This window comes from Bradyrhizobium sp. Leaf396 (assembly GCF_001424605.1).
Taxonomy (GTDB): Bacteria; Pseudomonadota; Alphaproteobacteria; order Rhizobiales; family Xanthobacteraceae; genus Bradyrhizobium; species Bradyrhizobium japonicum_C.
In genome coordinates, this window is sequence record NZ_LMQJ01000014.1 from 75,693 (window position 1) to 99,266 (window position 23,574).

A 23,574-nucleotide genomic window follows, 5' to 3' on the forward strand; every position below is an offset into this window, starting at 1 on the left:
GCGCCCCGGAATGACCAGAGTCTTACAGCTGCCCCAGCAGCGTATCCCCGCCGGAGACCTCGACCTTGCCGGGCATCGCCTCGAGGTTCAGCTTCTTGACCACGCCGTCCTCGACCAGCATCGAATAGCGCTTGGAGCGGATACCGAGGCCGTTGGCGGAGGCGTCGAGCTCCATGCCGATCGCCTTGGTGAAGTCGGCATTGCCGTCGGCGAGGAAGACGGCCTCGTCGCGCTGGTCGGTGTCGCGCTTCCAGGCGTTCATGACGAAGGCGTCGTTGACGGAGACGATGGCGATGGTGTCGATGCCCTTGTCCTTCATCGCATAGGCGTTGAGGAAGATGCTCGGCAGATGCATCTTGTGGCAGGTGCCGGTGTAGGCGCCGGGCACCGCGAACAACGCCACCTTCTTACCCTTGAAGATATCGTCGGTGGTCTTCACCTGGGGACCTTCCGCCGTCATCACGCGGAATTTCGCCTCGGGCAGCTTGTCGCCAATCTGGATCGCCATCGTCACTCTCCCTGGAAATCGGTCCCGCGTTTTAGACCTTGAAGCGGGCCTGCACAATATTGCCTGCCGCGGAAGCAGCAAGGGGCGCCCCGGCGTTCACGGTCAGGTCAGCCGGCAAAGCCGCCTCCGTCCAGGAAAGCCTGTTCGTCCGGCGAAGTCTCGCGGCCAAGAATGCTGTTGCGGTGGGGAAAGCGGCCGAAGCGGCGGATGATATCCGCGTGGTCCCGGGCGTATTTCAGGCTCTCGGCGTCGCCGGCGCGTTCGAACAGCGCAACGCAGTGCTCCTGGTCCGCCAGGTGCTCGGAATGCATGAAAGGCATGTAGAGGAATTCGAGCAGGGCCGGCTCGATCCTGCGATCGGCGCCCCGTTCGATGGCGCGACGGGCAACGTCGCGCGCCAGCGCATCGCTGGCAAAGGCTTGGGGCGTGCCGCGGAACATGTTGCGCGGAAACTGATCGAGCAGAATGACGAGTGCCAGCGCCCCATCGTCGCTCGCCTCCCAGGCCGCCAGTTCCCCGGCGACCGCCTTGTGCCAGAGCGCGAGAAAGCGGCGCCTGATTTCCGCGTCGAAAGCCTCATCGCGCGCGTACCAACACTCGCGGCCGGCCTCGCGCCAGAACGCGAGAATGCCGGCCGGGCCAACGTCGTCCGGGTCGGTCATGGACCGGAGGGCAGACTTACGCCGCCTCCGCCTTCTTCTCGTCGCGGAGCTGCCGGCGCAGGATCTTGCCGACGTTGGTTTTCGGCAGGTCGTTGCGGAATTCGATGTGCTTGGGCACCTTGTAGCCGGTGAGCTGCTCGTGACAGAACTTGATCACCGCCTCGGCAGTGAGGTTCGGGTCCTTCTTCACCACGAAGGCCTTCACCGCCTCACCCGACTTGGAATCAGGGATGCCGATGACGGCGCATTCGAGCACGCCCGGATGGCTCGCGATCACTTCCTCGATCTCGTTCGGATAGACGTTGAAGCCGGAGACCAGGATCATGTCCTTCTTGCGGTCCACGATCTTGGTGTAGCCCCGCTCGTCCATGATGCCGATGTCGCCGGTGCGGAAATAGCCGTCCGCCGTCATGACCTTGGCGGTCTCGTCGGGCCTGTTCCAGTAGCCCGACATCACCTGCGGACCCTTGGCGCAGATCTCGCCGGGCTGACCGAGCGGGACTTCGTTGCCATCATCGTCGCGGATCGAGATCCAGGTCGAGGGCACGGGAATGCCGATCGATCCCGAAAACTCGGTCGCGGTCGCGGGATTGCAGGTCAGGGTCGGCGAGGTCTCCGACAGGCCGTAGCCTTCGGCGATGAAGCAACCGGTGATCGCCTTCCACTGGTCAGCGACGGGGCGCTGCACCGCCATGCCGCCGCCGTTGGAGATCTTGAGCTTGGTGAAATCGAGCTTCTTGAAATCGGGGTGCTGCATCAGCCCGTTGTAGAGCGTGTTCACGGCCGGGAAGCTGTTGACCTGGTATTTCGCCAGCTCCTTGATGAATCCGGGAATGTCGCGCGGGTTGGGGATCAGGAGATTGCAGCCGCCGGCGCGTACCGCGAGCAGGTAGCAGGCCGTGAGCGCGAAGATGTGATAGAGCGGCAGCGCGCACACGACCATGAGCTGATCGACATGCGGCGGCGCCGCGAGCGCCGGCTGGAGCCAGGCGTCGTTCTGCAAGACGTTGGCGACGATGTTGCGGTGGAGCAGGGTGGCGCCCTTGGAGAGGCCGGTGGTGCCGCCGGTATATTGCAGGAAGGCGACGTCGCCCGGCGACAGCTTCGGCTTGTTGAAGGTCATGCCGCGGCCGGCCGAGACCGCGTCATTGAAGGACACGGAGCCAGGCAGCGACCAAGCCGGTACCATCTTCTTGATGCGGCGGACGACGAGGTTGACGATCACGCCCTTGAAGCCGAGCAGGTCGCCCATGCTGGCGACGATGACGTGCTTGACCTGCGTCTTCGCGATCACCTGCTCGACCGTGTGCGCGAAGTTCTCCAGCACGATAATGGCTTCGGCGCCCGAATCCTTGAGCTGGTGCTCGAGCTCGCGCGGGGTGTAAAGCGGGTTGACGTTCACGACAGCATATCCGGCGCGCAGCACGGCAGCGGTCGCGACCGGGTATTGCAGGACGTTCGGCATCATGATCGCGACGCGGGCGCCGCGCTGGAGTCCACGGCCCTGCAGGTAGGCAGCGAGCGCAACCGACATCTGGTCGAGGTCGCGATAGCTGATCGACTTGTCCATGCAGATGAATGCCTTGCGGTCGGCGAACTTGGTGAAGCTCTCCTCCAGCAGGTCGACCAGCGATGCATATTGGGTCGGCTCGATATCGGCAGGCACGCCGGGCGGATATTGTTTGAGCCAGATGCGCTCCATGGAAGACTCCCCTCATTGACCAGAGCCCGTTGTGTCTCGGGCTTGCCTCATTGCCGCCAGTATCCAGCCTGCCGGAACGGGTGGCAAGCCGTTGTGGCTTAGGGCAAAGGTCGGGGCGTCGCTACTGGAATCGTCACAAACCGTAGCTGCGCGGGTGCGAGGCAGCCTGCGGTTTTTATTTCTGGGCGGCGTTAACTGTTGTTGGCCGGCTTGGCGGCAGCGGCGGGCTTCGTCGCGGCCTTGGGCTTGGCAGGCTTCGCCGCCTGATCGCTCGCCGCAGGCTTCTCGGCGGGCTTCGCCGCCGCATCCTGCTTGGTTGCGGCATGCTTGGGCGCTGCCGGCTTGGCTGCGGCCTTGGTGTCACCCTTGGTGTCACCCTTGGCGCCGCTCTTCGCTTCGGACTTGGCTTCAGATCTGGCTTCGGGCTTGAGCTTGGTATCCGGCTTCGTCGCCGCCGTCTTGGTGTCCTTGCCGGCGTCCTTGCCTCCGTCCTTGCCTCCATCCTTGGGCTTGTTGGCGACGCGCGACTTCTTGCCGCGTGGTTTCGACGCTGCCTGCTTGTCGGCGTCAGCCGCGACTGCGGCGATCAGCGCCGTGCCGGTGCGGGTCGGGCCCGTATAGACCAGCACGGGCTCGGTTGGCGTCGGGGCCGAGGCCATCAGCTCGGAGGCTCTCATCAGCGGCGGCTGCAGACCTGCCGTGAAGAACGTGACCTGGGCCTCGCCGCCGGTGGCCGAGGCCGATCCGGGCGCTCCGCCATTGGCGGCAATCAGTGCACCGTCGTCGTCGCTGGCCGGCCGCTTGCGGTGCGGACCGCACATCTCGTCGCGCAGGTTCGGTGGCGTGGCGTCGACGGGCACGAGATTGTCGACGGTGCCGAGCGAGGGCCTCAGCCAGGTGAGATTGTCCTGAGTGAAGCCGCGCTCCAGCAGCTGCGCAGCCTTCACGGCGCGCGCGGTGCCGGAACTGGCGCCGAGCACCACCGCGATCAGCCGGCGCCCGTTGCGCGTCGCTGATGCCACGAGATTATATCCGGAGGCGCAGATGAACCCGGTCTTGAAACCGTCGGCGCCGGGATAGCGGCCGATCAGCTTGTTGAAATTGCCGGTGACGCGCTTGCCGAAGCGGATTGCCGGGATGTGCACGAAGTATTCGTATTCCGGAAGATCCCGCAGGAACGCGCGCGCCAGAATGCCGAGATCGCGCGCCGACGTGATCTGGCCGTCGGCGGGCAGGCCGTTCGGATTGACGTAGCTCGTCTGCGTCATGCCGAGCTTCCGGGCGGTGTCGTTCATGATCGCGGAGAAGCCGTCGACCGAGCCGCCGACGCCTTCGGCGAGGACCACGGCCATGTCGTTCGCAGACTTGACCATCATCATCTTCAGCGCGTTGTCGACCGTGACCTGCGTTCCCGGCGGGAAGCCCATCTTCGAGGGCGATTGCGAGGCTGCAACCGGCGACACCGTGAGCAGCGAGTCCAGCGTGAGCCTGCCGTCCTTGACCGCCCTCAAGGTCACGTAGGCGGTCATGATCTTGGTGACGGAAGCGGGGTACCAGGGAATGGTCGCGTTGTCCGCTTGCAACACCTTGCCGCTGTCTGCCTCGATCAGCAGCAGCGCTTCGGCACTTGCCGCGCGCGGCGCGAGCAATGCGGTACATGCGATGCCCGCGGCGAACAGGTTGAACAGCGATCTGCGAAGCAGCGGGCGAAGGGCGTGCACTATCCGATTTCCGGTCCTTGGAGATCCGCCCGGGGGGCGGGTCTCGTGATCTGATGTTCGGTTTTGAGATCCAGCGCCGCCGCTTGCGGCGTCGCAAACCTATACCGCCTGATGCGTCGAGAATAGGGGGATTGGTGCGGTATTCCGCGATGAAATAGGCCGAATTTCGACGATGCTGTGAGGGCTTGCTAGGGTGATTCGGAAGCCGTCGCAGCAGTCTCGGCCGCCGTCACGCCGGCCCGTGTGCTCTCCTGCACCATGAACTGGGCCCTGGCGAGCGCGGCGAAATGGCCGCCTTTGGCCACGAGTTCATCGAAAGTTCCATTTTCGATCACGCGTCCGTTCTCGAACACCAGAATGCGGGTCGCATTGCGGATGGTCGAAAGACGGTGGGCGATCACGAAGGTGGTGCGGCCCTTCATCACTTCGTCGAGAGCGGCATTCACCTTGGTTTCGGTGACGGCGTCGAGCGCGCTGGTGGCTTCATCCAGGATCAGGATCGGCGGATCCTTCAGCAGCGCCCGGGCGATGGACAGGCGCTGGCGCTCGCCACCGGAAAGCATACGGCCGCGCTCGCCGGCATTGGTCTCGAAGCCGCCGCTGCGCTCGATGAATTCGAGCGCCTGGGCGCGCTCCGCCGCCTTGCGCATCTCGGCCTCGGTCGCGTCCGGCTTGCCGACGCGCAGATTCTCCGCGATCGAGCGGTTGAACAGCAACGCTTCCTGGAACACGACGCCGATGTTTCGCCGCAGCGAGGTCAGCGTGACGCCGCGCACATCCATGCCGTCGACCTTGATGACGCCGGACTGAGGGTCGAAGGCGCGATGCAACAGCGCAATGGCGGTCGACTTGCCGGCGCCGGTCGGACCGACCAGCGCAATGGTCTGGCCGGGCAGCGCGGTGAAAGTGAGGTCCTCGATCGCCGGCCGCTTGCCGTCGTAGGAGAACGTGACGTCGTTGAACTCGACGAGGCCCGACAGCCTGCCGGCGTCGATTGCATCCGGCCGGTCGTGCACCGCGGGCACCGCGTCGAGCACATTGAAGAATTCGCGCAGGCGCGGAGCTTCCATGAACACGCTGTTGATGAAGCTGACGACCTGCTCGAGCTTCTGGATCAGCATCGTCGCGAAGCTCACGAACATCACGATCTCGCCGACCGACGTCAATCCCCGGTCGTGCAGCGCGATGCCGAACGTGAAGATCGCGAGCACCGTGATGGTGGTGGAGGCGCGCGTGATCACCGTGACCAGCGCCCACCACGACAGCACCGGCATCTGCGCGGCCAGCAGCTCGTCGGCGACGGAACGCAGCCCCTTCACCTCGGACTCGACGCGCACGAAACTCTGCACCAGCGCGACGTTGCCGAGTGCGTCCGAGGCGCGCGCGGAGAGCTCGCTGTAGCGTTCCTCGACCTCCATCTGCATGCCGAAGGTCTTGCGCACCACGAAAGTGGTGAGCGCAGTGAAGACGATGCAGAGCACGAACAGCAGAATCGCGAGCCGCCAGTTCAGGTAGAGCGACAGCGGCAGCAGGACCACGACCGAGAGGATTGCGGCAAAGTGCTCGCGGAAGAACCCGAGCCAGAGCCGCCACAGCGCATCCGTGCCGTTGAGCATGACCTTCATCAGCCGTCCGGAATGGGTGCCGGAATGGAAGGTCAGGGGCAGTTGCAGGATGTGCTCGAAATAGTCAGTCAGCACGGCCTGGCGCTGGCGGTGCGAGAGCCGGTCGGCTTGCCAGGCAACGAGCGCGCTGCAGGCGATGGTGAAGAGTCCGAACGCGACCCAGGCGGCCAGGAAGGGCCAGGCCGAGTTGGAGCCCGCCACGGTCTTGCCCGAGAGCACGTCGACGATCCGGCCGAACAGCACCGGCTCGGCGAATTGCGACCCTGCGAGCAGGAGATTGGCGACCGCGAGCAGCCAGCCCAGCCGTGCCTCGCTGCCGAGCAATTCGAGAACGCGGGTGTAGAGACGGAGGATGGACATTCGGGCGAGGGACTCGGCGGCGACGGGGCCCACATTCTAAGCAGGGAACGCCCCGAGATACAGCGCCAGCTTCGGTTTGGCTCAGTTGATCGTCCGCTCCGCCGCCGGCGGCAGGTATTGATCGTCGAAGATATCGCCCGCCGCGGGCCGCTTGCGGAACTTGAAGTCCTGCGCGATCTGATCGATCGAGCTCTCCAGGCGCGCCGGCTCGACGCCGCCGAGGCCGTTGCGTCTGACTTCCTCGGTCAGGATGTTGTCGACGAGGACCGCGCGCAGGCGCTCCAGCTCGAGGTTGCGGTCGCCGCCGTCGATGCGGCTCGCCGCCTCCTCCGCCGCACGTTCCGGCTCCCTGACGGTGGCGCTGACGCCAGCCATCAAGGCACGGACGAAGCCCTTCACGGCGGCCGGCTTTGCTGCGGCGAAAACGGGATTGACCGCCACGGCAAAGCCATAGGCCTCGCAGCCATAGTCCGCAAAGCGCAGCACGACGAGATCGGCTCCGGGGACGCCGCGATCGCGCAGGTTCACCGCCGAGAGATAACTCAAGCCGGCGACAGCATCGACCTGTCCCGCGGACAGGATCGGCTCGCGCACCGCCGCACTGATCTTGTGGAATTTGACGCGCGATGCCTTGATGCCGTTCTGTTGCGCCAGCGCCGGCCATAGCCGCATTGACAGATCCCCATCGGCAACGCCCACGGTCTTGCCGTCGAGATCGGGCAGCACCTGGATGCCGCGGCTCCTGCGCGCGATGATCGCGTAAGGCGTGCGGTTGAACAGCGCGAACACCGCCTTGACCGGCGCGGCGTCTTGCTTGTCTCGAAAGCGGATCAGCTCATTGATGTCGACGAGCGCAAGCTCGCTGTCGCCCTTGGCAACGCGCGCGAGCGCTTCCTGCGATCCGCTTGCGCTGTTGAAGGACACGTTGAGACGCTCGGCGCCGAACCTGCCGTCCTTCGCCGCCAGGAAGAACGGCGCCATGCTCGCGTCCGGCGCCCGGTCGAAGGTGAAGTGGATCGCAACGGAGGGCGTGGTGGCCTCGGCCGCGCTGAGATCGCTTGCAATCAGTGCTGCAAGCGAGATCGAAAGAGCGAGGAGGCCGTGAAGGGCGGTCTTGAGTCCTGACATCAGTTGCGCCGGTCCCGCATTGTTGTGATTTCGTGACGCTTGCAGCGCCGGCCGGCGACGACCGTGCGCGCGCCAACATGAACGGCGGATGAGCGGCGTTGCGGCATCGTTACGCAACCCCGTTCAGCTTCTGTTGGGGTCGGGGAACCCAATTTGGGTGGTGCGGGTTTGAAAGACATGAGCCTGTCTAGAGGCACCCATTCAGCCCCAAGGAGGGTCCGGAACATGTTCGACAGATTTTCGAAGCTTGCCGGCCGCAAGGCCATTCTCGCAACCGCTGCCGTGCTGGCGCTGAGCACCGTCGCCCCCACCGCGTCGTTTGCGGGCGGTCGCCATTGGCATGGCGGGGGTGGCGCTGCTCTTGCTGGCGCGGCCATTGCCGGCGCCGTCGGCACCGGCCTTGCGATCGCCGCCACTCGGAACGCCTACGCCTACGATGCTCCCTATTATGGCGGCCCGGTCTACTACGCCGACGGTCCCGTCTACTACGGCGGCGACTCCTATATTGGCCCGCGCCCGTTCCATCGTTGCGGCGGCCCCTACCAGTCTGCGCGGGGCGGCCAAGGCTACATTTCGACCTGCTACTGAGCGGCGGGCGACGGGGACCTGCCCCGAACAAGAGGCCGTCGCGCTTGCCGCGCCGGCCCGTTTTCCGCTTTTCTTGTCGTGCGTTAACACGCCCGCCATTTGTTTAGAGTAGTTTCGAGTACCATGAGTGATTCGCTTGAGCGGCTATATCTGGCTGTGCTCGCGGCCAGAGACCTTGATCCGGCAACGTCGCGCACGGCGCGGCTGTTTCAGCGCGGGCCGTCCAAAATGGCGAAGAAGCTGGCCGAAGAGGCCATCGAAGTCGTCATCGACGCGGTCAATGGCGACAGCGAGGCCGTGATCCGGGAAAGCGCCGACTTGCTCTACAATCTCACGGTGCTGTGGGCCTCGGCCGGGGTACGTCCCGAGGACGTCTGGCGCGAGATGACCCGGCGCGAAGACCTGCTCGGCATTGCCGAGAAGCTGCCGAAATCACCGATGAAGCTGCCCAAAGTCGCGTCACCACGTGTTGCTGCCAGGCGGCCAATTGTCGCGCTCGAGGGCCGCGGCGCGCGCAAGCGCCACTAGAATCCTCATCATTCGCCTCAATCCTGGCATGGACAAATCCGTCCCATGGTGCTTCATCGCGGCGCCATGCTGAAACGTATCTACGACTGGTGTATCGACGCCGCCCACAAGCCCTACGCGCTCTGGATCATGGGCATCGTGTCCTTTGCCGAAAGCTCCTTCTTTCCGGTCCCGCCGGATGTGATGCTCATTCCGATGTCCCTGGCGCGTCCGCAGCGCGCCTGGCTCTATGCCGCGGTCTGCACCGTCACCTCGGTGCTCGGCGGCATCGTCGGCTATGCCATCGGCGCGCTGCTGTTCGACTCGGTCGGCCAATGGCTGATCCAGGTCTACGGCCTCGCCGACAAGGTCGACGCCTTCCGCGCCTCCTATGCGGAATGGGGCGCGGTGATCATCCTGCTCAAGGGGCTGACGCCGATCCCGTACAAGCTCGTCACCATCACCTCGGGCTTCGCCGGCTACAACATCATCCTGTTCATCCTGTGCTCGATCGTCGCGCGCGGCGGACGCTTCTTCGTGGTCGCGATCCTGCTCAACCGCTATGGCGATTGGATCCGGGTCAGGATCGAACGGCATCTCGGATTGTGGGTTGCGCTGGGCGCCATCGTGCTGGTGCTCGGCTTCGTCATTGCCATCAAGCTGATCTAGAGCCGCGGCGCTTTGCCGCCGCGCCGGCTTCGGCTACGGTTGCCATCATGATGGTTCGATCCGGCAATCCGGCCGTGTGGTTCGGAACGTTGATGTCAGCGGCGCTGCTGCTCCTGCTCGGCGGCGGGACGGGGCAGACGCAATCCGCCCCGCCTGCGCTCGGGATCCAGGGGCAGGATATTCGGGCCGCGCCAGCGCCGTCGTCCCCTGCGCCATCCGTGTCACCGGCGCCTGGGGAAAATTCCGGGTTGATCAATGAAATGGGCAAGCTGTTCGAGAAGCTGCCCTCGATCCTGCCGCCGATCAAAAGCCCGAGCGAGACCATGAACGATCTGTCGCGGCTGGCCAAGCCCTCGACCATGGTGTCGGGCCGCATCGCCTGCCCGGCCTCCTCGAACGGAGCGCCCGACTGCAAGCAGGCGGCCGACCAGCTCTGCCAGAGCAAGGGCTACAAGGAAGGCAAGAGCCTGAATGCCGATTCCGCCGAAAAATGCTCGGCCAAGGTCCTGATTCCGGGACGGCCGCGCAAGCCGGACGATTGCCGTACCGACACGTTCGTGACCAGCGCGCTGTGCCTGAACTGACGTGGGCCTTGCGCGTAAGCAACAAGGAGCGCCCATGAGCCGGACGGAGCAGGACTTCCTCGGACAGCGTGAGATCGCCGACGACATCTACTACGGCGTCCAGACCATCCGGGGTAAGGAGAACTTCCACATCACCGGCATTCCGATGAACCAGGAGCCTTACTTCGTGAAGGCGCTTGGCTACGTCAAGAAGGCCGCCGCCATGGCCAATCGCGATCTCGGCGCGATCGATGCCAAGGTCGCGGACGCCATCATCCTCGGCTGTGACCGCGTTATCGCCGGGGACATGATGGACCAGTTCGTCACGGACTTCATCCAGGGCGGCGCCGGCACCTCCACCAACATGAACGCCAATGAGGTGATCGCCAATCTCGCGCTGGAATCGCTCGGCTTTGCCAAGGGCGACTACCAGCACGTCAGCCCCAACGATCACGTCAATTACGGCCAGTCGACCAACGACACCTATCCGACGGCCTTTCGCCTGGCGTTGATCCTGCGGCTCGAGAGCTACATGACGGCGTTGCGCCAGCTCCAGGAGGCCTTCTTCGCCAAGGGCCGCGAATTCGACCGCGTGCTGAAGATGGGCCGCACGCATCTGCAGGATGCGGTGCCGATGTCGCTCGGCGCGGAGTTCAGGGGCTGGGGCACCACCATCGGCGAGGAGGTCGAGCGCATCTCGGAAGCGCGTGCTCTGCTGCGCGAGATCAATCTCGGCGCCACGGCGATCGGCACCTCCGTGACCGCGGCCGTCGGCTATCCCCAGCTGGCGGTCCGGCACCTCGGTGAGCTCACCGGCGTAGACTTCGTGCTTGCCGGCGATCTGGTCGAAGCGACCTCCGACACCGGGGCCTATGTGCAGCTGTCCGGCGTCCTCAAGCGCACGGCCAGCAAGCTGACGAAGATCTGCAACGACATCCGCCTGCTCGCTTCGGGTCCCCGCGCCGGCTTCAACGAGATCAACCTGCCTCAGCTGCAGCCCGGCTCCTCGATCATGCCCGGCAAGGTCAATCCCGTCATCCCCGAGGTCGTGAACCAGACCAGCTTCCTCGTCATCGGTCTCGACACGACGGTGACGCTTGCGGCCTCGGCAGGCCAGCTCCAGCTCAACGTGATGGAGCCGGTGATATCGTTCGCGCTGTTCTTCTCGATCCGCACCATGGAGCGCGCGGTGAACAGCCTGCGCGAGAACTGCGTCGTCGGCATCACCGCCAACGAGGAGCACACCCGCAACATCGTGCTGAACTCGCTCGGCATCGTCACGGTGCTGAAGCCGCTGCTCGGCTACAAGCTTTGCGCCGAGATCGCACGCGAGGGCTACAGAAGCGGCAAGTCGCTGCACCAGATCGTCGTGGTCGAGCGCAAGCTTTTGACCCAGGAGAAGTGGGACGAGATGTTCTCGTTCGAGCGGCTGATCAATCCGGATTTGATCGGGTAAGTGTTCGCAATCCGCCGCTCCCTCCACGTCATTGCGAGGAGCACTTGCGACGAAGCAATCCAGAATCTTTCCGCGGAGACAGTCTGGATTGCTTCGCTTCGCTCGCAATGACGGGGCCGAATTCCGCTGCTTGGAATTGCACCGGCCCCAACCCGCCGCGGCGTCAAAACGCAATACTTGACAGTGGAAAGATTGCCTTGTTGGTATGACGGCCAACCTTCGATTTCAGCGCCAAGAGAGGATCGCTCCGCAATGTCCATGCCTGCCTTGTTCAAGGGACGCCTGTCGATCCCGGTGATCGGCTCGCCGCTCTTCATCATCTCGGTGCCCGATCTGGTGATCGCGCAGTGCAAGGCGGGTGTGGTCGGTTCGTTTCCGGCGCTGAACGCACGGCCGCCGGAGCTGCTCGACGAGTGGCTGGCGCGGATCACCGAGGAGCTCGCGGCCTATGACCGCGCCCATCCCGACAGGCCGTCGGCGCCGTTCGCGGTCAACCAGATCGTGCACAAGTCGAACAACAGGCTCGACCACGACATGCAGCTCTGCGCCAAGTACAAGGTGCCGATGATCATCTCGTCGCTGGGGGCGCGCGAGGAGCTGAACCAGGCCGTGCACGGCTGGGGCGGCATCGTCTTCCACGACGTGATCAATCAGAAATTCGCGCACAAGGCGATCGAGAAGGGCGCCGACGGCCTGATCCTGGTGGCAGCCGGCGCGGGCGGCCATGCCGGCACCATCTCGCCGCTGGCCTTCGTTGCCGAGACACGAAGGTGGTTCGACGGACCGATCGCGCTGTCGGGCGCCATCGGCAACGGCAAGGCGATCCGCGCCGCACGCATCCTGGGGGCCGACTTCGCCTATATCGGCTCGGCCTTCATCGCGACCAAGGAAGCCAACGCGGTCGAAAAGTACAAGGAGATGATCGCAGGCTCGAGCGCCGACGATATCGTCTATTCCAACCTGTTCACCGGCGTGCACGGCAACTACCTCAAGCCCTCGATCGTCGCGGCCGGCATGGATCCCGACAATCTGCCGACCTCCGACCCCTCCAAGATGAATTTCGGCACCGACGCCTCCGGCGAGCGCGCCAAGCCGAAGGCCTGGAAGGAGATCTGGGGCTCGGGCCAGGGCATCGGCAGCATCGACAAGGTCGTGCCGGCGGCCGAGCTGATCGCGCGTTTCAAGAAGGAGTATGACGAAGCGATCGATCCGCCGTTGTGATCGCTTCGAGATCGCGCTCGCCATGCCCGCCATTTACCGCGTCGACGGCAATAGCGTCCTCACCAGCCCGGAGGCCGCGGGCCCGTGGGACCGCCGCATGCAGCACGGCTCGGCACCGTCGGCACTGGTGACGTGGGCGGCGGAGCGCATCCCTGCACCGGCGCCAATGGATGTCGCGCGCGTGACAATCGATCTGATGCGCCCGGTGCCGGTGGCGCCGCTGACGATTGAAAGCGAGGTCCTGCGCGAGGGCCGCAAGATCCAGCTCTGCGAGATCAAGCTGCTGGCCGAGGGCGTGCAGGTGGTCGGGGCCACCGTGCTAAAGATCAGACGCCAGACGCAGGCGCTGCCGGACGAGGTCAAGGATCTGCCCGTCACGCTGCCGTCACCAGAGGATTCGCTGGTCGAGGACGGGCATGGCGCGACCAGCCCGTTCGCCGGCATGGTCTCGATGCGCGCCGCGCTCGGCCGATTCGGCAAGGCCGGCCCCGGCGCGATCTGGTTTCGCCTCGACCATCCGCTGGTCGAAGGCGAGGCTGTATCCCAGGCGATGCGCGCCGTGGTCGCCGCCGACTTTTCCAACGGCACCGCTTCAACGCTCGACTTTCGCGCCTGGACCTACATCAACGCCGATCTCACCGTGAGCCTGTCGCGCCAGCCAGTGGGCGAATGGATCCTGCTCGACGGTGAATCCTGGATTGGTCCGGACGGAGCGGGCCTCGCGATGTCGCGGCTTGCGGACCGGCAGGGCTATTTCGGCCGCGCGATGCAGAGCCTCGTCATCGAGAAACGGTGATGGTGGGCGACATGGCCGCCGGGAGCCGATTTGAACGGCAGACTTCCGCCGCCGCGGAAGGGATGCTCGCCATCCTGCCTGTTCACATTCCGTAGAAGATCTTGATCCCCCACAGCACCACGATGATAGCCGTGATCAAGGTGATCGCGGCGACTGCACTTTCCAGGGAAGCGACTCTCATCTCACTCTCCGCTTCCCAGCCCCATCAGCGGTCTAGGTGATTCCCTGATTCGCCGGCAATTGCGTGGGCCGCACCGCCACCCACTCCGTTGCGCGTTGTGGTGTCTGGGCCACAACGACACCGTAGAATTCCGGGTTTTATCCCACCATCCGGTCCCGCCCGCTCCAGAAGCCCGCGCGCAGCACCTTCTTGTCGACTTTGCCGACGCCGGTCATCGGCAGCTGCTTGACGAACTGTATCTGCTTCGGCGCATGCGCCGAGCCTTTCCGCGTCTTCACCAGGTTGATCAGCTCATCCGGATCGGGCCTTGCGCCTTCACGCGGCACGACGATGGCGGTGACGGCCTCGCCCCATTTCTCGTCGGGGATACCGACCACTGCGACCATGGCGACGTCGGCATGTTGCGACAGCACGTCCTCGACCTCGCGCGGGAAGATGTTGAAGCCGCCGGTGACGATCATGTCCTTCTTGCGGTCCAGGATGAACATGTAGCCGCGCTCGTCCCTGCGCGCGATGTCGCCGGTATGGACCCAGCCATTCTTCAGCGTCTCGGCGGTGATATCCGGGCGCTTCCAGTACTCCGCCATGACGTGCGGTGCGCGCACGCAGATCTCGCCGGCCTCGCCCGTTTTCACTTCCTCGTCCTTATCGTCGAGGATCTTGACTTCGCATGCCGCGATGGGGAAGCCGCAGGACAGGAACAACTCCGGCTGCTTGGGATCGTGGTCGGCCTTGCGCAGCACCGAGACCGGGTAGCATTCGGTCTGGCCGTAGAGCTGCGAGAACACCGGTCCGATCCGCTCGATGCCTTCGAGAAGCCGGCTCGGCGACATCGCGGAAGCGCCATAGAGCACGAGCTCGAGCGAGGAGAGGTCGGTCCTGCCCAGCGCCGGCTGATCGAGCAGCACATAGATCATGGTCGGAACGAACAGCGTGAAGTTGATGCGTTCGCGCGCGATCGTGGCCAGCACGGCTTCGGGATCGAAACCTTTCAGCATGTGCACGGTGCCGCCGCGCATCAGGGTCGGCAGCACCTTCGTGCCGGCGACGTGGCTGATCGGCGCGACAGTAAGATAGCGCGCAGCCTCGGGGATCTCGAAGTCGGCCAGGATCGCGCCGGCGGCGCCGGCGTTCTCGCGGTGATAGCGCAGCGCGCCCTTGGATTTGCCTGTGGTGCCGCCGGTATAGTTCAGTGTGGCGAGATCGTCGGGGCCGGCGAGGCACAGCGGGCTCGCATGTCCGGCATCTTCGATCGCGGCCAGCAGATCGGCGCCGTAGCCGGCCGGTCCCATGGTGAAGACCGCCTTCAGCCGGGCCGCCCTCGCAGCGAGCTCGCCGCCGCGATCGCGGAAGGCGGCGGCGTCGACCACCAGCATCTCGGCCTCGGAATCCTCGAGCTGAAACAGCTGGTCCTCCAGCGATCCCAGCGGATGCAGCCAGGTGATGCAGAGCCGGGCCAATTGCGCCGCGACACCGGCGCACCAGGTGTCGGCGCGGTTCGCGGTCAGGAAGGCGACACGCGCGCCGGGCTGCAAGCCGAGCCGCATGAACACGCCCTGGATCCGCCCGATCAGGTCGATGGTGCCCTGATAGCTCAGTGATCCCCCAGGCCAGGCGAACGCGATACGATCCGGATAGCGCGACAGCGCCCGTAGCGTCTGCGCACAAGCTGGAGGGGATGCGTGGAGCCGATCAGACATATGTTTCCTCGTTGCTTTGTCACCGGCTTCTGGCGTGCCAATGTTGCTGATGACGCTAGCACAGAGACTGCGGGAGGAAACGACAAAGCCCGCGCAGGGAGGCATGCATGCCATCGGATCGACTGCACCGCTTCGGCGATCGTCTCGCCCTGCCTCTGATCGCGGCGCCGATGTTTCTGGTGTCGGGCGTCGAGCTCATGGCCGCATGTTGCCGCAATGGGGTGACCGGCAGTTTTCCCACCGCGAATTGCCGTAACACGGAACAACTCGATGAATGGCTCGCCGGGATCGCGGCGCGGTTGCGGCAGCACGAAGATCAAACCGGCCGGAAGGCCGCACCGCTCTGTCCGAACCTGATCGTGCACCGCTCCAATACGCGCCTGGAGCAGGATCTCGCGGTGCTGCTGCGGCACCAGCCGGAGATCGTCATCACCTCGGTCGGCTCGCCCGCGCCGGTGCTGAAGCCGCTGCATGACGCGGGCGCACTGGTGCTCGCGGATGTCGCTTCGATACGCCACGCCGAACGCGCGGCCGAAGCTGGTGCCGACGGGCTGGTGCTGCTGAGTGCCGGCGCCGGCGGCCAGACCGGCTGGCTTAATCCATTCGCCTTCGTCCGCGCGGTGCGCGCATTCTACGACGGCATCATCGTGATGGCGGGCGGCATCAGCGATGGCCATGCGCTGCACGCCGCGGAGGTGCTTGGCTGCGATCTCGCCTATATGGGCACGAAGTTCATCGCGACGCGCGAGAGCATGGCGGATGACCGTTACAAGCGGATGCTGGTCGAGAGTAGCGCCGACGACATCCTGCTCACCACCGCGTTCACGGGCTTGCAGACCAGCATGCTGAGGCCGTCGATCGTCGCCGCCGGGCTTGATCCGGACGATCTGCCGGCGCGCGGTGCGATCGACATCGCCAAGGACATCGACGTTGCCGCACGCGAGAACCGGCCAAAGCGCTGGCGTGACATCTGGAGCGCCGGGCACTCCGTATCGGGGGTGACGGATGTGCTCGCGGTCGACGATCTCATCGGGCGGACGCTCGCCGAGTATCGTGACGCGCGCGGCGGCAGGTGATCCTGTCAGTGGGATGGCCGAGCCAAGCCCGGTATGAGGATATGGCAAGCTCAGCGCCGAGATCACGTTAGTCCCGCGCTCTTCCGCTCCCCTCATTTAACGGCGGATTAACCATCGCCCGCCAAGAATCCCTCTTACGGCCGCCAATCGGGACGAGAGGGACAGGCGATGGACTTCGATTATCTCAACAGCAAGACGTCCGCGACGATGGACGAAATCCGCATCCGCGTTGCTCACGCCCTGGCCCGGCACCCGCTCTGCCGCAACGTCCGTTTCGACATCGTCAGCGTCCCTCGCACCCGCAGGGGCGGCAACTGGACGGTGACGCTGCAATCGGTCGAGCCGCGTGCGGTCTGGGAGGCCTCCGAGATCGTCGCCGACATCCAGGACGCCTACGAGCTGGCGGCCGCCGCCTGATTGACTGAGTTTTCCGGCCGATGTCGCCGCAGTCCGCGCGATTGCCGCCGCAACGGCACGGTTAAGCCTTAATTACCGCCCAGTTTCCGGGCACTGATCACGTGGACTTGAAGCTGGGCGCGGAGAGACGTTTGTCCAAAGCCATCACCATCGTCGTGCTGACCTGTTTCCTGGTTCTCGGCGCCGCCACAACCGCCATTCTCGGTCGCGACAGTGTTCCAAGCGTCAGCGCCGAGATGATCGCCCAGACGCCCCCGGCCAAGCCGCCTGCGACCAACCGCGCCGCCAAGGCCGATCGTCTGATTCCGACGCTTGCGCTGGCTTCGGCCGCGATTGAGCCGGTCCAGGTGGCCGCCGACAAGCTTTCGCAGGCGCCCGTGCTGGCCGAGCCGCTCCGCCAGGCCTTTGCGGCGGCTACGCCCTCCGATTTCCCGATGCCGAAGCGGAGCGCTCACGAAGCGCCCGCCGTGACGGAGGTTCCTGCCGTCGAAGTTCCGGCCAAGCCGAAGGCTGTCGCCAAGCCGCAGCCGCAGAAGTCCTATTCACTGCTGTCCGACGTGCAGATCGCGGGCATCAGGGATCGCCTGAGACTGTCGTCGTCGCAGGAATATTACTGGCCTTCCGTCGAGACCGCGCTGCGCAACGTCGCCCGCAAGATCCAGGCGAACAAGTTGTCGAATCCGAATGCGCCGCCCAGCGCGCAGATCGATCCGAATTGCGACGAGGTGCAGCAGTTGAAATCGGCCGCGATGCCGCTGCTGTTCCAGCTCCGTGACGACCAGAAGGAAGAAGTGCGCAAGCTCGCCCGCCTTATCGGGCTCGAGAAGGTCGCGCAGCAAATCTGATCCGTGCGGTTCCTCTTCGAGGAGCCGCAGCCCATCAGGAACATCTGGCAATCCCCACGCGTTGCCCGCTCCAAAGAGGGAGTGGATGAATGCGCGCCTCGACAGCCTATTTTGTCGGTGCCGGAACCATCGTCGCGGCCATCGCCATTGGTCTTGGCGGCGGTATCGTTGCCGGCAACATCATGAATCCGGTCGCGCCCAAGCAGGGCCCGGACACAAGCAAGATGGCGCAGCGTACGGAGGCTGCCGGCCCGCCGGCGGCACCGGATGCTCCCTCTGAGCGCGTGAACTATCTCACCGGCTCGCAAGCCTTCGGCGCGATGATTGCCACGCCGGCGCAGGCCGAAGCAAAACCCGAGCCCGCAAAGCCTGATACGCAATCTACCCAGGCGAATGACGGACCGCCGGCGGCGCAGCCCTCGCAAGCGGCCGCAGTCGAGCCGCCCAAGGCGGCGCCGCCATCGGCACCGCAGGCGGCAAGGCCTGCCGAGCAGCAGGCTTCGACCGAGCCGTCATCGTCGTCGTCGAATAATGCCTATGCCAGGGCAAGGGATTCCGATGTGAAGCGCGCGGCGAGCGAGCGGCGCCGAGCCGAGCGCCGGGAGCGCTGGACCGAGCGCCGACATTATCACGAGTCCCGCGAGCCGCGCGGCAGCCGCGGCCGCACCGATTGGGACGACGTGGCCCGCAACATCCGCGAAGATTCGGATGCGCGCGACTACGCCGACCGGCCGCGCAGCGGCTTTCCGCAGGTTCGGTTGTTCGGGCCCGACGACGATTAGCGCCTAGCCCAGGATCGCCGCGGCTGCGCATTCCGCAATCAGGATCGTCGGCGTCTGGATGTTGCCTGAGATCATGATCGGGATCACCGAGGCGTCGGCGATATGCAGGCCGTCGATGCCGCGCACCTGCAATCGCCTGGGATCGACGACGGCCAGATCATCGATGCCCATGCGGCAGGTCGAGGCAGCGTGATAGAGCGTCGTGCAATGGCCGCGGATGTAATCGGCAATCTCGCCATCGTTGATCGCTTCTGCACTCGGTGTGACCTCGCACTCGATCATCTTCCTGAGCGGCGACTGCGCGGCGATGCGACGGTTGATGCGTACGCCTTCGACCATGGTTGCGATATCGCTTCCGCTTGGGTCCGATGCGAAATAGCCGGGATCGATTGCGGGGTCTTCGATAGGGTCGGCCGAGCGCAGCGTGATCCGGCCGCGGCTCTTCGGCCGCTGCAAGGTCGCATGCAGGGTGATGCCCGGCTTGGACGAAAGAAAGCGGACATAGTCGCGGTGCGGGCTGATCGCGCCATAGAGCTGGAGATCGGGCTCGACATCGGGGCGGCTGCGCACATGGGCGCCGGCGGCGACCCAGGGCGAGGTGCGCGGGCCGCTGCGGTGCGCCTGCCATTCCGCAAGGCTCGTCGCGAGACTCTCCTCGGTCCAGGCTCCGATGCCGATTCTCTCCTTCGTGTAGAAGGTGATGGGAATGTTGATGTGATCCTGGAGATCCCTGCCGACGCCGGGCAAATCATGCACGACCTCGACGCCGGTTAGCTTCAATTCGTCAGCCGGGCCAACCCCTGACAGCAGGAGTTGTTGCGCCGAGCCGATGGCGCCGGAGGCGAGCACGATCTCGCCGGCGGCGAATGCGCTCTTCGGCTGCCCATTATCGAGATATGCGACGCCGATCGCGCGGCCGCGCTCGATGATGATGCGCGTGACGTGTGCGCTGGTCTTGAGGACGAGATTGGGACGCGCCAGCGCCGGGCGCAGATAGGCCTTGCCGGTGCCGAAACGCTCGCCGCCCCTGATGACGAACTGGAAAAAGCCGGCGCCCTCCTGCGTGACGCCGTTGAAATCGGGATTGTGCGGGAGCCCCGCGGCCTGCGCTGCCTCCAGCCATTTCAATTCGTTGGGATCGACGAACGGTACGTCGGCGACGTGCAGCGGCCCGCGGGTGCCGTGGAGAGGATCGTCGCCGAAGCGGGCGTTGTTCTCGAAGGCGATGAACTTCGGCAGCACGTCCTTCCAGGCCCAGCCTGCGCAGCCCGCCTGCGCCCATCCGTCGTAGTCCGACGGCAGGCCACGGATATAGATCATCGCGTTCATCGCGCCGGAGCCGCCGACCATCTTGCCGCGCGGCCAGAAGATTCGACGTCCCCGGCAGCCTGCTTGCGGCTCCGTGTGAAAGCCCCAATCGACCGCGGTATTGAACATCGTCGGCCAATCGGATGGAATGTCCGAGGCGGGCGGGGCGGCACGACCGGCCTCGAGCACCAGCACCTTCCGGCCCGGATCGGCCGACAACCGGTTGGCCAGCACACAGCCGGCCGAGCCGGCGCCCACGATGATCGTGTCGTACATTTGAAGAGCACTCCGCCCAGACATTGATGCCGCGGGCGCCTGCAAGATTCGTGCTTCAGGGGAGAGGATGCGCCGTCATTGCGCCGGTGTCACGTCATGCCCGCGCGCCGCAGGCCCTCGAGATAATGCGTGCGGTCCTCATCCCGCAGCATCGGCAACTCGCGCGTGATCCACTCAAGCGAGACCTCGGGCTGGGCGCGCCGCAGGTTTTCCAGGGCGGAAGCGGCGAGCGCGGGATCGCCGAGCATGCCGGCGGCCGCCGTCAGCACGCGGTGCGCGCCGACGAAATCTGCGCGCTGGCGCAGCGATTCCCGCGCCATCTGTGCGGCTCCCTCGTAGTCGCGGCCGACGAACCGGGCATAGGCCGCAACGCCGCAATAGATCGCCGCAAGCGGGTCGCGCGGGCTCAGCCGCAGCGCGCGGCGCGCGGCCGCATCGCCGTCCTGCCATCGGCCGGCGTAGCACAGCGTCACGCCGTGGAAGGCATGCGCCATTGCGAAGTTCGGATTGAGCCTCAAGGCCAACTCGAATTCTGCCAGCGCGTCGTCAAAGCGGCGGCGGAACAGATAGGTGTAAGCGAGGCCGTGATGGGCCCAGGCATCCTCGCGATCGGCCTCCACCGCCGCGAGCGCCGCGCGTTCGGCGACCGGGATGGTCGCCGCCATGTCGGCCCAGCCCATATGCGCGCCGAACATATGGCTGGTCGCGAGCAGGCCCAGCGCCTTGCCATAGGCGGGGTCGATCGCGACGGCCTGTTCCAGCAGTCGTTGCGCGGCGGCGTTGCCCTCGCGGGTGCTGCGCCAATAATGCGAGAGCGCCCGCATCACGAGGTCCCATGCATCCAGGCTGCCCGGCGGCTTCTGCTGGGCTCGGAAACTTTCGGCTGCGTAGAGCTGCGGCTCGATGGCAGCGACGATCGCCTCGGTGATCTCGTCCTGCACGGCGAAGATGTCGGCGAGCTCGCGATCGTAGCGTTCGGCCCAGAGATGGCTGCCGGTCGAGACGTCGTTGAGCTGGGCCGAAATGCGCACCCGCTCGCCGCTCCGCCGCACGCTGCCTTCGACCACGTAGCGAACGCCGAGCTCCCGCGCGACCTCCTGGATGTGCACGGCGCGGCCCTTGTAGACGAAGGAGGAGTTGCGCGCGACCACGAAGAACCATCGCAGCTTCGACAGCGCGGTGATGATGTCCTCGCTGATGCCGTCCGAGAAATAATCCTGCCCGGCCTCGCCGCTCATATTGGTGAATGGCAGCACGGCGATCGCGGGCCGCTCCGGCAGCGCGAAGGCTGCCTGGGGCTGGGCGATACGGACCGGTTCCGGCGCGACGGCGGCGGATTGTGTCTGGACGTCCCCGACGAAGCGAAAACCCTTGCGCGTGATGGTGCGGATCAGCGTCTGGCTCGCGCCATCATCGCCGATCGCCTTGCGCGCCGCGTTGATCCGGCTGGTCAGGGTGGATTCGGAGACGCTGCGCCCGTGCCAGATCTTGTCGATCAGTTCGTCCTTGCTGACGACCCGGTCGCGGTTCTGCATGAGGTGAACGACCAGGTCGAAAACCTGAGGCTCCACGGCAATGGGAACCTGCTCGCGGCTCAGCTCGCGCCGGTCAGTGTCGAGAAGGTGGTCCCGGAACAGAAACTGCACGTCGAAAACTCAGGCCTCATTGCGAAATAACGCGAATAACGCGAATAAAATGACAAAAGGAAATTTGGGTCGAAAATCGTGTGTCTGCCGAAGAGGCCCCTTGGTTCATCGAGATTGCGTGATGGCTGCCATGCCGTTTTCTGAGGGGAATACAACCGAAGCTCGAATGTTGCGCTCCGGGGCCGATGGCCGCGGTCCGTCCTGAAGGGGCGATGCGCAGTACAGGCCTCGGAGTCACCGAGAAAAAGGCTTGCGAGAACCATCGGACGGCACCGAACGTGTGATGAACCCTGAATGTCGGATTGCTCTGCCGAGCAACCTGCGTAAGCTGCCGCACACACAAGACTTCAACCACGAAGAAACGCCCATGCCAGCTTTCCCCGCCTCCACCACCGTGCTCGACTCCATGCTGTTTCGCGACGCCTTCGGCACGCCAGAGATGCGCGAGGTGTTCTCCGACGTCGCGACGGTCGCGCGCTATGCCGAAGTCGAGGTGGCGCTGGCGAGGGCGGAAGCGAGATGCGGCGTGATCCCACAGGAGGCGGCGGCAGCGATCGCGGCGCGGACCGACGTCGCCGCGTTCGATTTCGACCTGCTCAGGCAGGAGACCGATATCGTCGGCTATCCGATCCTTCCTTTGGTGCATCAGATGGTGAAGCAATGCGGCGAGGCCGGCCGCTACGTGCATTGGGGTGCCACCACGCAGGACATCATGGACACCGCCGTGGTGCTGCAGTTGCGCGCCGGGCTCGAGATCGTCGAACGCGACATCGGCGAGCTGCGCAGAATTCTCGCCGATCTGTCGAAGTGCCATCGCGACACGGCGATGGCAGGCCGAACCCATCTCCAGCAGGCGCTGCCGGTGACCTTCGGCTACAAGACCGCGATCTGGCTCGCGATGTTCGATCGCCACGCCGAGCGGCTGGCGCAGCTCAAGCCGCGCGTCCTGGTCGGTCAGTTCGCCGGCGCCGCCGGCACGCTGGCCTCGCTCGGCGACAAGGGCTTTGAGGTGCAGGAGGCGCTCTGCGCCGAGCTGAAGCTCGGCGTTCCCGCCTCGACCTGGCACGTCGCGCGCGACGGCTTTGCCGAGGCCGTGAACTTCCTCGCGCTGGTCACCGGCTCTCTCGGCAAGATCGCGCTCGACATCATGATCATGGCCTCGACCGAGTTCGCCGAGGTCTACGAGCCTTTCGTCAAGGGGCGCGGCGCCTCCTCGACCATGCCGCAGAAGCGCAACCCGATTTCGTCGGAACTGATGCTCGCGGCTTCCAAAGCGGTGCGCCAGCATGCCGGCCTGATGCTCGACGCCATGGTGCAGGATTTCGAGCGTGCCACAGGGCCGTGGCACGCCGAATGGATGGCGATCCCTGAAAGTTTCGTGCTGACCGCTGGCGCGCTGCACCAGGCGAAGTTTGCGCTCGCCGGTCTGATCGTGGACGAAGCGAAGATGAACGACAATCTCGCCATCAGCCGCGGCCTGATCGTGGCCGAAGCGGTCATGATGGGGCTCGCGCCGCAAATCGGCCGGCAGGAGGCGCATGACGTGGTCTATGACGCCTGCCGTCAGGCCAACGAGAAGGGAATGAGCCTTGCCGATGCGCTGTCAGCAGATTCGCGCATCTCAAGCCGCATCAATCGCGCCACAATCGAGGCGCTGACTTCACCGAAAAATTACCTCGGCCTCGCGCCTGCCATGGTCGATCGGGTGCTGAAATCGGCAACGCGTTGAAAACCAAATGCGTGAAACCGCGTATCTTTCATGTGCCGCATGGCGCTCGCATACTTGTGTCTGGCGGTGCTAGACTTAGATTGACTGAGAGAGTTCGGCAGAGGGTCC

At 65.1% G+C, this 23,574-nt stretch carries 21 protein-coding genes; 12 read left to right on the forward strand and 9 right to left on the reverse strand.

The window, feature by feature from the left end:
* Positions 1 to 22: 22 nt before the first annotated feature.
* The 6 genes from ASG57_RS16050 to ASG57_RS16075 all read right to left on the reverse strand — a co-directional run bounded on the left by ASG57_RS16050 (position 23) and on the right by ASG57_RS16075 (position 7,706).
* Positions 23 to 508, reverse strand: coding sequence for a peroxiredoxin (locus ASG57_RS16050; protein WP_024339002.1), 486 nt, complete (start codon positions 506 to 508; stop codon positions 23 to 25).
* Between the two features lie 107 nt (positions 509 to 615).
* Positions 616 to 1,170 carry a DUF924 family protein gene (locus ASG57_RS16055; protein ID WP_057196823.1) on the reverse strand — a complete coding sequence of 185 codons (555 nt, stop codon included), beginning with the start codon at positions 1,168 to 1,170 and terminating at the stop codon, positions 616 to 618.
* 16 nt (positions 1,171 to 1,186) lie between these two features.
* Positions 1,187 to 2,872 (reverse strand): long-chain fatty acid--CoA ligase, encoded by a 1,686-nt coding sequence (locus ASG57_RS16060; RefSeq protein ID WP_024339000.1) that lies wholly within the window; start codon positions 2,870 to 2,872, stop codon positions 1,187 to 1,189.
* A gap of 191 nt (positions 2,873 to 3,063) precedes the next feature.
* On the reverse strand, positions 3,064 to 4,593 hold the full coding sequence (locus ASG57_RS16065; protein WP_024338999.1) for a D-alanyl-D-alanine carboxypeptidase family protein: 1,530 nt from the start codon (positions 4,591 to 4,593) through the stop codon (positions 3,064 to 3,066).
* Positions 4,594 to 4,781: 188 nt separating this feature from the next.
* On the reverse strand, positions 4,782 to 6,578 hold the full coding sequence (locus ASG57_RS16070; protein WP_024338998.1) for a glucan ABC transporter ATP-binding protein/ permease: 1,797 nt from the start codon (positions 6,576 to 6,578) through the stop codon (positions 4,782 to 4,784).
* A gap of 81 nt (positions 6,579 to 6,659) precedes the next feature.
* Positions 6,660 to 7,706 (reverse strand): ABC transporter substrate-binding protein, encoded by a 1,047-nt coding sequence (locus ASG57_RS16075; protein WP_024338997.1) that lies wholly within the window; start codon positions 7,704 to 7,706, stop codon positions 6,660 to 6,662.
* A 225-nt stretch (positions 7,707 to 7,931) separates the two neighbouring features.
* On the opposite strand from ASG57_RS16075, the gene ASG57_RS16080 reads away from it, so the two are divergent.
* The 7 genes from ASG57_RS16080 to ASG57_RS16110 all read left to right on the forward strand — a co-directional run bounded on the left by ASG57_RS16080 (position 7,932) and on the right by ASG57_RS16110 (position 13,506).
* Positions 7,932 to 8,294, forward strand: a complete 363-nt coding sequence (locus ASG57_RS16080) for a hypothetical protein (RefSeq protein WP_024338996.1) — start codon at positions 7,932 to 7,934, stop codon at positions 8,292 to 8,294.
* Between the two features lie 123 nt (positions 8,295 to 8,417).
* Positions 8,418 to 8,822 carry a phosphoribosyl-ATP diphosphatase gene (gene hisE, locus ASG57_RS16085; RefSeq protein WP_024338995.1) on the forward strand — a complete coding sequence of 135 codons (405 nt, stop codon included), beginning with the start codon at positions 8,418 to 8,420 and terminating at the stop codon, positions 8,820 to 8,822.
* 45 nt (positions 8,823 to 8,867) lie between these two features.
* Positions 8,868 to 9,470: a YqaA family protein gene (locus ASG57_RS16090; RefSeq protein WP_080654868.1), complete on the forward strand. Its 603-nt coding sequence runs from the start codon at positions 8,868 to 8,870 to the stop codon at positions 9,468 to 9,470.
* A gap of 47 nt (positions 9,471 to 9,517) precedes the next feature.
* Positions 9,518 to 10,054 carry a hypothetical protein gene (locus ASG57_RS16095; RefSeq protein WP_024338993.1) on the forward strand — a complete coding sequence of 179 codons (537 nt, stop codon included), beginning with the start codon at positions 9,518 to 9,520 and terminating at the stop codon, positions 10,052 to 10,054.
* A gap of 34 nt (positions 10,055 to 10,088) precedes the next feature.
* A complete protein-coding gene (locus tag ASG57_RS16100) occupies positions 10,089 to 11,489 on the forward strand; it encodes an aspartate ammonia-lyase (protein WP_024338992.1) in 1,401 nt (466 codons plus the stop codon).
* Between the two features lie 252 nt (positions 11,490 to 11,741).
* The gene (locus ASG57_RS16105; protein ID WP_024338991.1) at positions 11,742 to 12,710 is read left to right on the forward strand and encodes an NAD(P)H-dependent flavin oxidoreductase; all 969 of its coding nucleotides are present in this window, start codon (positions 11,742 to 11,744) and stop codon (positions 12,708 to 12,710) included.
* A 22-nt stretch (positions 12,711 to 12,732) separates the two neighbouring features.
* Positions 12,733 to 13,506 (forward strand): thioesterase family protein, encoded by a 774-nt coding sequence (locus ASG57_RS16110; protein ID WP_024338990.1) that lies wholly within the window; start codon positions 12,733 to 12,735, stop codon positions 13,504 to 13,506.
* Positions 13,507 to 13,824: 318 nt separating this feature from the next.
* Here the strand turns inward: ASG57_RS16110 and ASG57_RS16115 are convergent, their stop codons facing one another.
* On the reverse strand, positions 13,825 to 15,387 hold the full coding sequence (locus ASG57_RS16115; RefSeq protein ID WP_024338989.1) for an AMP-binding protein: 1,563 nt from the start codon (positions 15,385 to 15,387) through the stop codon (positions 13,825 to 13,827).
* Between the two features lie 107 nt (positions 15,388 to 15,494).
* Here ASG57_RS16115 and ASG57_RS16120 point away from each other — a divergent pair, with 107 nt between their 5' ends.
* The 4 genes from ASG57_RS16120 to ASG57_RS16135 all read left to right on the forward strand — a co-directional run bounded on the left by ASG57_RS16120 (position 15,495) and on the right by ASG57_RS16135 (position 18,507).
* Complete coding sequence (locus tag ASG57_RS16120) at positions 15,495 to 16,463, forward strand: NAD(P)H-dependent flavin oxidoreductase (protein ID WP_024338988.1); 969 nt, start codon at positions 15,495 to 15,497, stop codon at positions 16,461 to 16,463.
* A 168-nt stretch (positions 16,464 to 16,631) separates the two neighbouring features.
* Positions 16,632 to 16,880: a hypothetical protein gene (locus ASG57_RS16125; protein WP_024338987.1), complete on the forward strand. Its 249-nt coding sequence runs from the start codon at positions 16,632 to 16,634 to the stop codon at positions 16,878 to 16,880.
* A gap of 131 nt (positions 16,881 to 17,011) precedes the next feature.
* Positions 17,012 to 17,725: a hypothetical protein gene (locus ASG57_RS16130; RefSeq protein ID WP_024338986.1), complete on the forward strand. Its 714-nt coding sequence runs from the start codon at positions 17,012 to 17,014 to the stop codon at positions 17,723 to 17,725.
* 89 nt (positions 17,726 to 17,814) lie between these two features.
* A complete protein-coding gene (locus ASG57_RS16135) occupies positions 17,815 to 18,507 on the forward strand; it encodes a hypothetical protein (RefSeq protein WP_057196824.1) in 693 nt (230 codons plus the stop codon).
* A 3-nt stretch (positions 18,508 to 18,510) separates the two neighbouring features.
* On the opposite strand, the gene ASG57_RS16140 is transcribed toward ASG57_RS16135, so the two are convergent.
* Together ASG57_RS16140 and ASG57_RS16145 are read right to left on the reverse strand one after the other, a co-directional pair.
* Positions 18,511 to 20,091 (reverse strand): GMC family oxidoreductase, encoded by a 1,581-nt coding sequence (locus tag ASG57_RS16140; RefSeq protein ID WP_057196825.1) that lies wholly within the window; start codon positions 20,089 to 20,091, stop codon positions 18,511 to 18,513.
* A gap of 89 nt (positions 20,092 to 20,180) precedes the next feature.
* A complete protein-coding gene (locus tag ASG57_RS16145) occupies positions 20,181 to 21,737 on the reverse strand; it encodes a winged helix-turn-helix domain-containing tetratricopeptide repeat protein (protein WP_024338983.1) in 1,557 nt (518 codons plus the stop codon).
* 367 nt (positions 21,738 to 22,104) lie between these two features.
* Between ASG57_RS16145 and pcaB the strand changes: the two genes are divergently transcribed.
* A complete protein-coding gene (gene pcaB / locus ASG57_RS16150; protein ID WP_024338982.1) occupies positions 22,105 to 23,466 on the forward strand; it encodes a 3-carboxy-cis,cis-muconate cycloisomerase in 1,362 nt (453 codons plus the stop codon).
* Positions 23,467 to 23,574: the final 108 nt, after the last annotated feature.